The organism is Streptomyces sp. NPDC051214 (assembly GCF_040682375.1).
GTDB lineage: Bacteria > Actinomycetota > Actinomycetes > Streptomycetales > Streptomycetaceae > Streptomyces.
The window spans coordinates 66259-80303 of record NZ_JBFBAT010000021.1 but is presented as its reverse complement, the minus strand read 5'-3'; the positions used below and the strand labels follow the sequence as shown (position 1 = coordinate 80303).

The window sequence follows — 14045 nt, the reverse complement described above, 5'->3', positions numbered from 1 at the left end:
AAACACCTGAAACGGACTCACCCCTGCTCGGCCTCAACCGGCCCACTCGTCCGCGCCCGAGACCGCGCCTGCGTCCGCGCCCTCGCCCGCTTCCGCCACGCCCGCACCCCGAACCAGAGGCCCACAAGCGCCACCACACCCACGAGCAGCACCGCGTCCGGCACGGCACGGCCCACGCCCCCGGCCCACCGCTCCACGGCGAACGAATCGTCCACGTCGAGGAGACCCGGCAGCGCGGTGGTCCCGTCGTACGCCAGGAAGAGGGCGCCGAGGGCCACGAAGAACAGCCCCGACAGGAGCGAGGTCGTGTGCAGTTCGAAGCGCCCGATCCGGAAGGCGCGCCCCCGCAGCCACCGCCGCCGCCCGAGGTCGAACCGCTCCCAGAGCAGGGCGAGCACGAACAGCGGCACTGCCATCCCCAGGGCGTAGACGGCGAGCAGCAGTCCCCCGTAGACGGGGCTCCCGCTCACCGCGGCCACGGTGAGGACGCTGCCGAGGATCGGGCCCGCACAGAACCCCGCGAGTCCGTACACCGCGCCCAGCGCGTACACGGAGACCGCGGTCGTCGGCCGGATACGCCCCGAGAGCTCGGACATCTTCCGCGAGGCGAACCCCATGCCCACGACCTGCAGCACGCCGAGCGCGATGATCAGCCAGCCGGCGACCAGCACCAGCTGGTCCCGGTGCCCGAAGAAGAACCGCCCGGCGACCGAGCCCGCCGCGCCCAGCGGCACGAGGGTCGTGGCGAGACCGGCGTAGAAGATGCCGGTGCGCGCGAGCAGCCGTGAGGTCGAGTCGATCGAGTACGCGAAGAAGGCGGGGAGCAGCAGCGCGCTGCAGGGGCTGATCAGGGCGAGGAGACCGCCGAGGAACGCCGCGAAGTACCCGACGTCGGCGGTCACTTGTCCGCCGACCCGGAGCCGGCACCCGCGCTCTTCGCCGCCTGCTCGATCGCCTGGTCGAAGACCTCGTCCGGCTGGGCGCCCGAGATGGGCCGCCCGTTGACCAGGAAGGACGGGGTCGACGTGGCCCCCAGGCCGTACGCCTCCTCCTGGTCCTTCTTCACCGCCGCCTTGGCCGCGGCGCTGCCCGCGTCGTCCGTGAAGCGGCCGATGTCCTTGACCCCGGCCTCCTTCGCGAGCTCCTTCAGGCGCTCGCCGCCGAAGCCCTTCTCCTTGGCACCATCGGCGTACGCCGCCGCGTGGAACTGCCAGAAGCGCCCCTGCTGTCCTGCGGCCCACGCGCCCCGCGCCGCCGACTCGGAGTCCGCGCCGAAGATGGGGAAGTTGCGCCACTCGATGCGCAGGGTGCCGTCCTCGACGTACTTCTTCACGAGGCCGGGCTCGGTGTCGCGGGCGAACTTGCCGCAGTAGCCGCACTTGAAGTCGGCGTACTCGATGAGCACGACCGGCGCGTCCTTGCGGCCCTGGGCGAGGGCGTCCTTGCCGTCGCGCCTGGCGAGCTTCGCCAGCTCCGGGTAGACCCCGGCCTGCGGGTCGGCGGAGACGTCCGCGGCGGGCTCCTCCTTCGCGGTGACGGAGGAGGGCTCGTCGGGCTTGGTGGCGCTGTAGGAGGCGGCGCCGAGGAGCAGGGCGGCGAGGGCCACGGCGGCGCCGATGGCGATGTTCTTCTTGCTGGACTTGCTGGACTTGCTGGGATGACTGGACATGGCTGTGCGCTTCTCCTGTTGCGTACGACGATCAAGGGACCCCTGCGGAGACAGGGGTCTCCTACACGCGCAGAACGGAGAGTTCTATCGGGGAGGGCGGCGCGAGCGCGGGTGGGGCGCGGCCCGGCGCGACGGTGAGTACGGCTTGGTCGCCACCCCAGGCACCGGTCGCCGCGTGCGCCTCGTACAGAGCGGGCAGCAGCTCATGAGCCGAACTGGGGCGCGGCGGTGCCACCGGTCCGCTCCCGCCGTCCTGCTGTCCGCCCTTGCCACAGCCGGGCACGCTGTCCGTCTCGTGCACGACAGCAGTCGCCGCTGCTCGCGACTGCTGCGCCGAAGCGGCGGACGCAACGGCCGCGGGCCCGCAGAACGCCCCGAGCACGATCAGCAGCACCCCGAGGAGGGGGCACCACGACAGACGCGTACGGGACGACATGCCCGGAATCGTACGTCCCCTGGCGCCCCGCCAGATAAATCGGTTCGCCACCTCCGAGCGGCGGGTGAGATCCTGGACGCCGTTATGTCTACGCAGCCTGCCCTCACCCTCGACGCCCTCGCCCCGCGCCTGTCCGAGCTGTCGCTGCGCGACGAGCACCGGATCGGCCGCCGGCTCGAGGGTGCGCGCCGGATCCGCAAGCCCGATGCCCGAGCCGCCGTCCTCGCCGAGATCGCGGCGGACGTCGACAAGGCCGCGGCCCGGATGGCCGAGCGGGGCAGCCGTCTGCCCAAGATCACGTATCCGGCGGAACTCCCGGTCAGCCAGAAGAAGGACGACATCGCCGCGGCGATCCGCGACCACCAGGTCGTGATCGTGGCGGGCGAGACGGGCTCCGGCAAGACCACGCAGATCCCCAAGATCTGCATGGAGCTCGGGCGCGGCGTTCGCGGCATGATCGGCCATACGCAGCCGCGCCGTATCGCCGCCCGCACGGTCGCCGAGCGCGTGGCCGACGAGCTGAACACCCCGCTCGGTGAGGCCGTCGGCTGGAAGGTCCGGTTCACCGACCAGGTCGGCGCGGACACGTACGTGAAGCTGATGACGGACGGCATCCTGCTGGCCGAGATCCAGACGGACCGCGAGCTGCGCGCGTACGACACGATCATCATCGACGAGGCCCACGAGCGGTCCCTCAACATCGACTTCCTGTTGGGCTACCTGGCACAGCTCCTCCCCAAGCGCCCGGACCTCAAGGTCGTCATCACCTCGGCGACGATCGACCCGGAGCGGTTCTCCAGACACTTCGGGGAAGCGCCGATCGTCGAGGTCAGCGGCCGTACGTATCCGGTGGAGGTGCGCTATCGCCCGCTCCTGGAAGAGGACTCCGAGGACAGCGACCGCGATCAGATCACCGCGATCACGGACGCCGTCGAGGAGCTGCAGGCCGAGGGCAAGGGCGACATCCTCGTCTTCCTCTCCGGAGAGCGCGAGATCCGGGACACCGCGGACGCCCTGAACAAGAAGAACTACCGGTTCACGGAAGTCCTGCCCCTCTACGCCCGCCTCTCGCACGCCGAGCAGCACCGCGTGTTCCAGCAGCACACGGGCCGCAGGATCGTTCTCGCGACGAACGTCGCCGAGACCTCACTGACCGTCCCGGGCATCAAGTACGTCATCGACCCCGGCACGGCCCGCATCTCCCGCTACAGCCACCGTACGAAGGTGCAGCGCCTGCCCATCGAGGCGATCAGCCAGGCCAGCGCCAACCAGCGCAAGGGCCGCTGCGGACGTACGTCGGACGGCATCTGCATCCGCCTCTACTCGGAGGACGACTTCGTCTCGCGCCCCGAGTTCACGGACGCGGAGATCCTGCGCACCAACCTCGCCTCGGTCATCCTGCAGATGACGGCGGCCGGTCTCGGCGAGATCGAGAAGTTCCCCTTCATCGACCCGCCGGACCACCGCAACATCCGCGACGGCGTCCAGCTCCTCCAGGAACTCGGCGCCCTGGACCCGACGCAGAAGGACCCCAAGAAGCGCCTCACCGAGCAGGGCCGCAAACTCAGCCAGCTCCCCGTCGACCCGCGCCTGGCCCGCATGGTCCTTGAGGCCGACAAGAACGGCTGCGTACGCGAGGTCATGGTGATCGCCGCCGCGCTCTCCATCCAGGACCCGCGCGAACGCCCCGCCGAGAAGCAGACGCAGGCCGACCAGCAGCACGCGCGCTTCAAGGACGAGACGTCCGACTTCCTGGCCTTCCTCAACCTGTGGCGGTACGTCCGCGAGCAGCAGAAGGAGCGCGGCTCCTCCTCCTTCCGGCGGATGTGCAAGGCGGAGTACCTCAACTTCCTGCGCATCCGCGAGTGGCAGGACATCTACACGCAGCTGCGTACGGTCGCCAAGCAGATGGGTATTCACCTCAACGAGGACGACGCCCCTGAGCAGCACGTCCACATCTCGCTCCTGTCCGGCCTGCTCTCCCACATCGGGATGAAGGACGTGAAGGAGTCGAAGGAGAGCAAGGAGAAGGACCCCAAACAGCGCGGCGGCGGCCGGGGCGAGTATCTGGGCGCCCGTGGTGCCAAGTTCGCGGTCTTCCCCGGCTCCGCGCTCTTCAAGAAGCCCCCGCGTTTCATCATGTCCGCGGAGCTGGTGGAGACCTCGCGCCTCTGGGCCCGCGTCAACGCGCGGATCGAGCCCGAGTGGGTCGAACCGCTCGCCCAGCACCTCCTGAAGCGCACGTACAGCGAGCCGCACTGGGAGAAGGACCAGGCAGCGGTGATGGCGATCGAGAAGGTGACGCTGTACGGCGTCCCGCTCGTCACCGACCGCAAGGTGAACTACGGCCGCATCGACCCCGAGGTCTCCCGCGACCTGTTCATCCGCAACGCGCTCGTCGAGGGCGACTGGCGCACGCACCACAAGTTCTTCGCCGCCAACCGCCGCCTCCTGACGGAGGTCGAGGAGCTCGAACACCGGGCCCGTCGCCGCGACATCCTCGTCGACGACGAGACGCTCTTCGACTTCTACGACCAGCGGGTGCCGGCGGACGTCGTGTCCGGCGCGCACTTCGACTCCTGGTGGAAGAAGAAGCAGCGGGAAGAGCCCGAACTGCTCGACTTCGAGCGGTCGATGCTGATCAACGAGCGCGCGGGCGACGTCTCGAAGGACGACTACCCCGACTCGTGGCGCCAGGGGCCGCTCAAGTTCAAGGTGACGTACCAGTTCGAGCCGGGCGCGGACGCGGACGGCGTCACGGTGCACGTACCGCTCCAGGTCCTGAACCAGGTCACGGCGGACGGCTTCGACTGGCAGATCCCCGGCCTGCGCGAGGAGGTCGTGATCGAGCTGATCCGCTCCCTGCCCAAGCCCATCCGCCGGCATTACGTGCCCGCGCCGAACTACGCGAAGGCGTTCCTGGAGCGGGCCGTGCCCCTCCAGGAGCCGCTGCACGTGACGCTGGCCCGCGAGCTGCAGCGGATGGTCGGCGTGCCCGTGTCGCCGGACGACTTCGACCTCACCCGCGTGCCGGACCACCTGAAGATCACCTTCCGGATCACCGACGAGCGGCGCAAGAAGCTCGCCGAGGACAAGGACCTGGAGGCGCTGAAACTCCAGCTCCGCCCGAAGGCCCGCAAGGCGCTCTCCCAGGCGGCCGCGGCGACGGCGGAGCGGACGGGCGGCTCGGCGGTCGAACGCGCCGGCCTCACGGACTGGACCATCGGCTCCCTCAGCCGCGTCTTCGAGACGCGTCGCGCGGGCCAGCCGGTGAAGGCGTACCCCGCGCTCGTGGACGACGGCTCCGAGGCGAACACCGTCTCGGTACGCCTCTTCGACACCGAGGCCGAGCAGCAGCAGGCCATGTGGAAGGGCACGCGCCGCCTGATCCTGCGCAACATCCCGGTGAATCCGGCCAAGTTCGCCTCCGACAAGCTGACCAACGCCCAGAAGATCGCCCTGTCCGCGAACCCGCACGGCTCCATCCAGGCGCTCTTCGCGGACTGCGCGATGGCGGCGGCGGACAAGCTGATCGGCGACTTCGGCGGTCCGGCGTGGGACGAGGAGTCGTACCGCAAGCTGTACGAGAAGGTGCGTGCCGAGATCGTCGACACGACGGTCCGCACGGTCTCCCAGGTCCAGCAGGTCCTCGCCGCCTGGCAGGCCTGCGAGCGCCGCCTGAAGTCGACGAAGAGCCCGACGCTCCTTGCCAACCTCACGGACGTCCGCGCCCAGTTGGACGCCCTGATCGGCCCCGGCTTCGTCACGGCCACGGGAATCCGCCGCCTGCCGGACCTGATGCGCTACATGACGGCCGCCGACCGCCGCCTCCAGCAGATGCCGACGAACGTCCAGCGGGACACCTCGCGCATGGAGAAGGTCCACGAGATGCAGGACGAGTACGCCTGGCTCCTGGAACAACTTCCGCAGGGCCGCCCCGTACCGCGGGAGGTCCTGGACATCCGCTGGATGCTGGAGGAGCTCCGGGTCAGCTATTTCGCGCACGCGCTCGGCACGGCGTACCCCGTCTCGGACAAGCGGATCGTGAAGGCGATCGACACGGCCGCACCGTGACCGCCCACGCACCCTGGGTGAGTTCGACCGCCGGGCCTGCGCTGCTGTAGAGTCCTGTCTCGCAGCGCAACGCACCAATAAGCGCCGCAAAGCAAGGTCCTGTGGAGCAGTTTGGAGTGCTCGCCACCCTGTCAAGGTGGAGGCCGCGGGTTCAAATCCCGTCAGGACCGCAGCAAAAGAAGGGCCGCCCCCGCCAGCCGGGAGCGGCCCTTCTTGCGTGCCGCCACGGACTCAAGGCGGAGGCCGCGCCCGCGGCGCAGCCGCAATCAGACACAGCAAATCCCGTCAGGACCGCCGCACCACAAAGGCCGCCCCCGCCAACCGGGAGCGGCCCTACTTGCATGCCGCCACGGACTCAAGATGGAGGCCGCGCCCGCGGCGCAGCCGCAATCAGACACAGCAAATCCCGTCAGGACCGCCGCACCACAAAGGCCGCCCCCGCCAGCCGGGAGCGGCCCTACTTGCATGCCATCTCATGCGCCCTCGAGCGACCGGCAGTGGGCCGCGTCCTCCCTCGGGCGCGGCCCATTGCCGTTCCGGCATCTTGACTGCGTCACATTCCGCCGGTACCCAGACAGCAGGGAACAGGGGCGGGACCGGTTCCCCATCTGGAGGTGGCGCATGACGGCTTCAGCGGCGTCCGCACGGCACGAGACTCGCGCGCTCCTGCGGGCCCATCTCTCCGCGGCGACGAGCTATCGCCACCTGACCCGGCACTGCCCGATCTGCCACCGCCTCGAGCGGCTGGCCCTGGAGACCGCCTCCGCCGCCCAGAGCGGCTGTGAGGGCGGCTGTGAACCGGACGAGGACGAAAGTCCCCCGAACGCGTGACCAAAGCCGACCCGCGACCCACCCCGCTGGTGGGAGGGTGAGGAGTAGGGCCCTCGGGTGGGCCCGGGTGCGTCGGGCAGGAAGCCGTCAGCGTCCGTCAACTCCCCTGCGCCATCCGGGATCTCCTCTAGCCCAATGGTGTCGCGGGCAACAAGGTTCCCGGCGTGTGACGGGTGTCACCGAAGCAGTTTTTGAAACCCCCGAACTTACACCCCTCCTACAACCGGTCAATTTAATATGTGCAATTGCACCACCCGCACAGCCTCCACCAAGCCGTCCGCCAAGCGCCTCCCACAGCGCGGCCCCACCACTCCTCAGAGACCAACAAGCCCGCTCACAGCGGCGCTCACCAGCACCTCCTGGGCGCACAAAAAAGATCGCGCTGGACCCGGCGGAGTCCAGCGCGATCGAAACGACTCACCCATGAGGCTCAGGCGTGGGACCCGTTGGGGCGGGACCCGCGTCGTGTGTAGCTAGGGGTCGGACGGTGCGGCCGAGTTGGGGGACCCGGCAGCGGGCGTACTTTTCGTCCTGGTACTGCGGTAATGCGGTAAATCAGGCCTCGCTGCGCTGCTGCGGGATACCCGCGAGCAGTGCGCGGACCTCGGCCTCGCGGTAACGGCGATGCCCGCCGAGCGTGCGAATCGACGTGAGCTTGCCAGCCTTGGCCCACCGCGTCACCGTCTTCGGGTCGACGCGGAACATCGTGGCAACCTCAGCCGGGGTCAGCAGCGGCTCGGCATCAGGGGTGCGAGCGGTCATGAGCGGCCTCCTCGGAGAACCGAACCTTCTCGGTTCATTCCTCTAAATTCTGCACCTTGACCCGCGTTGCCCGAAATGGCGGACGCGAGTCGAGTCGGTTATAGGACGAACGGCTTGTCCTCGGCACTACAACTACACCATCCGTCCAGCCACGTCGGCCAAACCGATGGAATTGCCCTCCCAGGTGTCTATCAGCGACGGAAGCCGATGGACCATGCCATAGCGGACAGTCACGCCACAGTGACGATCAGTCACAGAGCGATCAGGAGTCAACAGACCCCCCATAGCGTGCAATGCTGAGTATTCCGCCCAGACATGGACGGAAGGAGCCCTCCCCGGACTCCTTGTCCTATTTTGGCACGAGGGGGGGCGATGGGCGCAAGGGCCCCGTAAGTGCGGTCCGTCACGCTTGACACAAAAGCCCGGATCGGGACCTACGTCCCGTGTAGGCGCCACGTAGGGATCACCCACGGGCGCCCGGACGACGTTCAGTTCGAGAACTGGCGGTCCCGGACCGCCCTCCATCGCTCCATGAGCCTCGCATACGCCTCGCCGGCACCCTCGCCGTCGCCGTTGCGCAGCGCCTCGATTCCCTCCGCCACGTCAGCCGCCGAGTGGTCCTCGGCGAGCTGCTCCTCGGTCAGGGCGTGCACGAGCCCGCCGTAGTCGAGTTCGACCAGGGAGCGCGGATGGAACTCCTCGAGCCACCGGCCCACGTCCGTGAGCCCTTCCACGAGCGGTCCGTCGTCGAGGGTGTCCCGCAGCGTCTTGAGCCCACGGGCCACCCGGCGCCGCGCCTGCACCATCGGCGTGCGGTAGCGCAGGACGGGCGCACAGGCGGGCTCCGCACCCTCGCCGTCCGCGCCCTCGTCGCCCCGCTTCTCGTACCCCTTCTCGAACTGACGCTCCTCGTCGGCGACGAGCACGAACCAGTTCAGCGGCACCTGCCACGTCGACGTACGGATCCAGGGGCGCGCGTCAGGGTTCCGGACGAGCCACTGCTCGTAGTCGGCGGCCGTCTGGCGGCGCACCACCGGCGGCAGGACCGCGTCGAGCACCGAGGCCGGCAACTGCCCCGGCAGCTCCCCCAGGGCCTGCCAGCCGCGCAGCCGGGTGCGCCAGGGGCAGACGCACACCACTCCGTCGGACTCGACCACGAACGCGTCGCTGCTCTCGTGCACCGGGACGGGCACCGGCGGTGTGGGCAGCAAGTCCGCCAGGGAGCGCCTCAGTTCGTCCTGGTACGAGGGGCGGTCCGTGCGACGCGCGTAGCGGGACCAGTGCGCGCGCTCGGGCTCCGGGAAAGCGGCGAGGGGCTCATAGACGCGCAAGTAGGACGCGTACGGGACGACCAACGAAGACACCTTGGGCACGGCTGCTCCCTCCCCCGCACACCGGCTGGAAAACACTGCAAATCGTGCCATGGCCGAACTCCGCCGTACCGGTCGCTGCGCCGGGAGAGGGTGATCCTCGGCACTGCGCGGCCACCGGGTTCTTCCAGGCTCTAGTCTCATGCCCATCGGGCCCCGCCACCCGCACGGGCGCCCGCCCAACCGCCGCCACTTGACCGGGAGTCACCACAGTGACCGAAGCAGACAACGGCGTCCTGCACACCCTGTTCCACTCGGACCAGGGGGGCCATGAGCAAGTAGTGCTCTGCCAGGACCGAGCCAGCGGCCTCAAGGCCGTCATCGCCATCCACTCCACCGCCCTGGGCCCGGCCCTCGGCGGCACCCGCTTCTATCCGTACGCGAGCGAGGAAGCGGCCGTCGCCGACGCGCTGAACCTCGCGCGCGGGATGTCGTACAAGAACGCCATGGCCGGTCTCGACCACGGCGGCGGCAAGGCCGTGATCATCGGCGACCCGGAGCAGATCAAGAGCGAGGAGCTCCTCCTCGCCTACGGCCGCTTCGTGGCGTCCCTCGGCGGCCGCTACGTCACGGCGTGCGACGTCGGCACGTACGTCAAGGACATGGACGTCGTCGCACGTGAGTGCCGCTGGACGACCGGCCGCTCCCCCGAGAACGGCGGCGCGGGCGACTCCTCCGTGCTCACCGCCTTCGGTGTCTTCCAGGGCATGCGGGCGAGCGCGCAGCACCTGTGGGGCGACCCCTCGCTGCGCGGCCGCACGGTCGGTGTCGCGGGCGTCGGCAAGGTCGGCCACCACCTCGTGGAGCACCTCCTGGAGGACGGCGCCGAGGTCGTGATCACCGATGTGCGCGAGGAGTCCGTGAACCGGATCACCCACAAGCACCCGTCGGTGACCGCGGTCGCCGACACCGACGCGCTGATCCGGTACGAGGGCCTCGACGTGTACGCCCCCTGCGCCCTTGGCGGCGCCCTGAACGACGAGTCCGTGCCGGTGCTCACCGCGACGGTGGTCTGCGGCGCGGCCAACAACCAGCTGGAGCACCCCGGTGTGGAGAAGGACCTCGCCGACCGCGGGATCCTCTACGCGCCCGACTACGTGGTGAACGCGGGCGGCGTGATCCAGGTCGCCGACGAGCTGCACGGCTTCGACTTCGACCGGTGCAAGGCGAAGGCGTCGAAGATCTTCGACACCACTCTTGCCATATTCGCTCGTGCGAAGGAAGACGGCATTCCGCCGGCCGCTGCGGCCGACAGGATCGCCGAGCAGCGGATGGCGGAGGCCCGCGTCCGCTGACCTTTCGGGTGCCGTGAGAGCGCCCCGCCGACGTGCGCGAGAGACAAGACTCACCCCCGTCGGCGGGTCGCCCGGCAAGAAGAGGTTAAAATCGCAGTTGACCAGCGAGGACAGGGCTCCTCGTGGGTTGTGCGCCGAGGCGCGTCCTGCGGGCGACGTACCGTATGGCCGCAGGAGCAGGTACCGTGGAAGCCCTACGGACCGGCCTCTCCACGGAGAGCCCGTTCCTGATCATGAACGCGTGTCAAGACTCTGGGGTCACCAAGCCCCATATCCGAGGGGGTCGAGCCATGGGGCGCGGCCGGGCAAAGGCCAAGCAGACGAAGGTCGCCCGCCAGCTGAAGTACAGCAGCGGCGGGACTGACCTCTCGCGTCTGGCCAATGAGCTGGGCGCTTCGACTTCGCAACAGCCGCCGAATGGCGAGCCGTTCGAAGACGACGACGAGGAAGACGACCCGTACGCCCAGTACGCGGATCTGTATAACGACGACGAGGACGAGGACTCTTCCGACGAGTCAGGTCCTTCGTCGCAGCGCCGCGGCGCTTGACCTCGTTGCATTCGCAGCACCTGAAGTATTCGCAGTTCTCGTAGCAACTGCACCTCACCCGGTCCGGGGTGGTCACCACACCGGACCGGGTTTTGTGCTGCCCTCGCGGACTTCTACTTCGCGTAGTCACCGATGAGCTCGGCGCCCGTGGTGTGCGCGCCGCGCTCGGTGATCTCACCGGCGATCCAGGCGTCCACACCGCGGTCCGCGAGGGTCGTGAGGGCCGCGTCGGCGGACTCCTCGGGGACGATCGCCATCATGCCGACGCCCATGTTCAGCGTCTTCTCCAGCTCCAGGCGCTCGACCTGACCGGCCTTGCCGACGAGGTCGAAGACCGCGCCGGGCGTCCAGGTCTCGCGGTCGACGATCGCGTGCAGACCGTCCGGGATGACCCGGCCCAGGTTCGCCGCGAGACCGCCGCCCGTGATGTGGCTGAAGGCGTGGACGTCCGTGGTGCGGGTGAGCGCCAGGCAGTCCAGGGAGTAGATCTTGGTGGGCTCCAGGAGCTCCTCGCCGAGCGTGCGGCCGAACTCCTCGACCTCGCGGTCCAGGGACCAGCCGGCGCGGTCGAAGACCACATGCCGGACGAGCGAGTACCCGTTCGAGTGAAGGCCGGACGAGGCCATGGCGATGACGGCGTCACCCTTACGGATGCGATCGGGGCCGAGCACGCGGTCCGCCTCGACCGCGCCCGTGCCGGCGCCCGCGACATCGAAGTCGTCGGGGCCGAGCAGGCCCGGGTGCTCGGCGGTCTCGCCGCCGATGAGGGCGCAGCCCGCGAGCACACAGCCCTCGGCGATGCCCTTCACGATGGCCGCGACACGCTCGGGGTGGACCTTGCCGACGCAGATGTAGTCGGTCATGAAGAGCGGCTCCGCGCCGCACACCACGATGTCGTCCATGACCATGGCGACGAGGTCGTGCCCGATGGTGTCGTACACGCCGAGCTGGCGGGCCAGGTCGACCTTCGTGCCGACGCCGTCGGTGGCGGAGGCGAGCAGGGGGCGCTCGAAGCGCTTGAGGGCGGAGGCGTCGAAGAGTCCGGCGAAGCCGCCGATGCCGCCGAGGACCTCGGGGCGCTTCGTCTTCTTCACCCACTCCTTCATCAGCTCGACTGCGCGGTCGCCCGCTTCGATGTCGACGCCTGCGGAGGCGTAGCTGGCACCAGTGCCCGCATGCGGAGCATGCTCAAAAGACTCAGCAGACATGGGGTGAGAGCTTTCGTGTCGTTACTACGGGTGGCTTACGGGCGACGGATCGCGTCGGCCGCTGCCGTGGACGCCGGACCGGCGGCCAGCTCCGTCTCCAGGAGCTGCTTGCCGAGCAGCTCGGGGTCGGGAAGGTCCATCGGGTACACGCCGTCGAAGCAGGCGCGGCACAGGTTCGGCTTGTCGATGGTCGTGGCCTCGATCATGCCGTCGATGGAGATGTACGAGAGCGAGTCGGCGCCCATGGACTTGGCGATCTCGTCGATCGTCATGCCGTTGGCGATGAGCTCGGCGCGGGTCGCGAAGTCGATGCCGAAGAAGCAGGGCCACTTCACAGGCGGCGAGGAGATCCGGATGTGGATCTCGGCGGCCCCGGCCTCGCGGAGCATCTTGACCAGGGCGCGCTGGGTGTTGCCGCGCACGATCGAGTCGTCGACGACGACCAGCCGCTTGCCCTTGATGACTTCCTTGAGGGGGTTCAGCTTGAGACGGATGCCGAGCTGGCGGATCGTCTGCGAGGGCTGGATGAAGGTCCGGCCCACGTAGGCGTTCTTCACCAGGCCGACGCCGAAGGGGATGCCGGAGGCTTCGGCGTAACCGACCGCGGCCGGCGTTCCGGACTCCGGGGTCGCTATGACGAGGTCGGCCTCGGCGGGAGCTTCCTCGGCGAGTTTCCGGCCCATCTCGACACGCGAGAGGTAGACGTTCCGGCCGGCGATGTCGGTGTCGGGGCGCGCCAGGTAGACGTACTCGAAGACACAGCCCTTGGGCTTCGCTTCCGCGAATCGGGACGTTCGCAGGCCGTTCTCGTCGATCGCGATGAACTCGCCGGGCTCGACCTCGCGGACGAAGCTGGCGCCGCAGATGTCGAGCGCCGCGGACTCCGACGCCACGACCCAGCCGCGCTCCAGGCGGCCGAGGACCAGCGGGCGGATGCCCTGCGGGTCACGGGCCGCGTACAGCGTGTGCTCGTTCATGAAGACGAGGGAGAAGGCGCCCTGCACGTCCGGGAGGACCTTGGTGGCGGCTTCCTCGATGGTCATCGGCTTGCCGTCGTCGTCCACCTGGCCCGCGAGGAGAGCCGTCACCAGGTCGGTGTCGTTGGTCGCCGCGACCTGGGTCGCGCGGCCGTTCTCCTTGGGCAGGGCGGCCACGAGCTCGGCGAGCTGGGCCGTGTTGACGAGGTTGCCGTTGTGCCCGAGCGCGATGGAGCCGTGCGCGGTGGCACGGAACGTCGGCTGGGCGTTCTCCCATACGGAGGCTCCAGTGGTCGAGTAGCGGGCGTGACCGACCGCGATATGACCCTGGAGCGAGCTGAGAGAGGTTTCGTCAAAGACCTGGGACACGAGCCCCATGTCCTTGAAGACAAGGATCTGGGAGCCGTTGCTGACCGCGATTCCCGCGGACTCCTGGCCTCGATGCTGGAGGGCGTACAGCCCGAAGTAAGTGAGCTTGGCGACCTCTTCACCCGGAGCCCAGACACCGAAGACGCCGCAAGCGTCCTGGGGGCCTTTCTCGCCGGGGAGCAGATCATGATTGAGTCGACCGTCACCACGTGGCACGACATCGAGTGTAGGCGAGATCGACCACTGGTCCGAATTGGGGATACAGGGCCTGTACGGAGCGTGATTGCGGCCCTGGTGCGCACGGGAAGTACGAAGCCCGTGTGAACAGATGAGCGGGAGCGTTGACGGGGTGGCCGGAGCCCGTGAAGCTCCTGGTCCATGCCCCTGCAGCCCCTCGGTGACCCGTCGGTCACCCTTGTGGAGCGCCGCCACGTCGACCTGGTCCGTGTCGCGAGCGCCATCTGTCGCAGCGCTGTCTGAACTCACCCTCCGTCTTCCGTGCCTGT

The 14045-nt window shown here is 69.0% G+C and carries 12 protein-coding genes and 1 tRNA gene; 6 read left to right on the top strand and 7 right to left on the bottom strand.

The window, feature by feature from the left end; all coding sequences use genetic code 11:
* Positions 1-17 precede the first annotated feature (17 nt).
* From AB0M70_RS38535 to AB0M70_RS38525, 3 genes are all read right to left on the bottom strand, one after another.
* Positions 18-902, bottom strand: coding sequence for a cytochrome c biogenesis CcdA family protein (locus AB0M70_RS38535; RefSeq protein WP_365827862.1), 885 nt, complete (start codon positions 900-902; stop codon positions 18-20).
* Positions 899-1669 (bottom strand): DsbA family protein, encoded by a 771-nt coding sequence (locus AB0M70_RS38530; protein ID WP_365827860.1) that lies wholly within the window; start codon positions 1667-1669, stop codon positions 899-901. Before AB0M70_RS38530 ends, AB0M70_RS38535 begins: the two co-directional genes overlap by 4 nt.
* Positions 1670-1730: 61 nt before the next feature.
* Positions 1731-2105 carry a hypothetical protein gene (locus AB0M70_RS38525; RefSeq protein ID WP_365827858.1) on the bottom strand — a complete coding sequence of 125 codons (375 nt, stop codon included), beginning with the start codon at positions 2103-2105 and terminating at the stop codon, positions 1731-1733.
* Between the two features lie 84 nt (positions 2106-2189).
* Here AB0M70_RS38525 and hrpA point away from each other — a divergent pair, with 84 nt between their 5' ends.
* The 3 genes from hrpA to AB0M70_RS38510 all read left to right on the top strand — a co-directional run bounded on the left by hrpA (position 2190) and on the right by AB0M70_RS38510 (position 7010).
* Positions 2190-6179, top strand: a complete 3990-nt coding sequence (gene hrpA / locus AB0M70_RS38520; protein ID WP_365827856.1) for an ATP-dependent RNA helicase HrpA — start codon at positions 2190-2192, stop codon at positions 6177-6179.
* 95 nt (positions 6180-6274) lie between these two features.
* Positions 6275-6349 (top strand) — tRNA-Asp (locus AB0M70_RS38515).
* 451 nt (positions 6350-6800) lie between these two features.
* Positions 6801-7010 carry a DUF6274 family protein gene (locus tag AB0M70_RS38510; RefSeq protein WP_365827854.1) on the top strand — a complete coding sequence of 70 codons (210 nt, stop codon included), beginning with the start codon at positions 6801-6803 and terminating at the stop codon, positions 7008-7010.
* 555 nt (positions 7011-7565) lie between these two features.
* On the opposite strand, the gene bldC is transcribed toward AB0M70_RS38510, so the two are convergent.
* The gene (bldC, locus tag AB0M70_RS38505; protein WP_003949541.1) at positions 7566-7772 is read right to left on the bottom strand and encodes a developmental transcriptional regulator BldC; all 207 of its coding nucleotides are present in this window, start codon (positions 7770-7772) and stop codon (positions 7566-7568) included.
* Between the two features lie 488 nt (positions 7773-8260).
* Positions 8261-9145, bottom strand: a complete 885-nt coding sequence (locus AB0M70_RS38500) for a hypothetical protein (protein ID WP_365827852.1) — start codon at positions 9143-9145, stop codon at positions 8261-8263.
* Positions 9146-9354: 209 nt separating this feature from the next.
* Between AB0M70_RS38500 and AB0M70_RS38495 the strand changes: the two genes are divergently transcribed.
* Complete coding sequence (locus AB0M70_RS38495) at positions 9355-10437, top strand: Glu/Leu/Phe/Val dehydrogenase dimerization domain-containing protein (RefSeq protein WP_363210147.1); 1083 nt, start codon at positions 9355-9357, stop codon at positions 10435-10437.
* 290 nt (positions 10438-10727) lie between these two features.
* The gene (locus AB0M70_RS38490; RefSeq protein ID WP_363210148.1) at positions 10728-10985 is read left to right on the top strand and encodes a DUF3073 domain-containing protein; all 258 of its coding nucleotides are present in this window, start codon (positions 10728-10730) and stop codon (positions 10983-10985) included.
* A 113-nt stretch (positions 10986-11098) separates the two neighbouring features.
* Here AB0M70_RS38490 and purM read toward each other — a convergent pair whose 3' ends face one another.
* Positions 11099-12193 carry a phosphoribosylformylglycinamidine cyclo-ligase gene (gene purM, locus AB0M70_RS38485; RefSeq protein ID WP_365827849.1) on the bottom strand — a complete coding sequence of 365 codons (1095 nt, stop codon included), beginning with the start codon at positions 12191-12193 and terminating at the stop codon, positions 11099-11101.
* Between the two features lie 35 nt (positions 12194-12228).
* Positions 12229-13755: an amidophosphoribosyltransferase gene (gene purF / locus AB0M70_RS38480; RefSeq protein ID WP_365827847.1), complete on the bottom strand. Its 1527-nt coding sequence runs from the start codon at positions 13753-13755 to the stop codon at positions 12229-12231.
* 162 nt (positions 13756-13917) lie between these two features.
* On the opposite strand from purF, the gene AB0M70_RS38475 reads away from it, so the two are divergent.
* Positions 13918-14019, top strand: coding sequence for a putative leader peptide (locus AB0M70_RS38475; protein WP_365827845.1), 102 nt, complete (start codon positions 13918-13920; stop codon positions 14017-14019).
* Positions 14020-14045 lie beyond the last annotated feature (26 nt).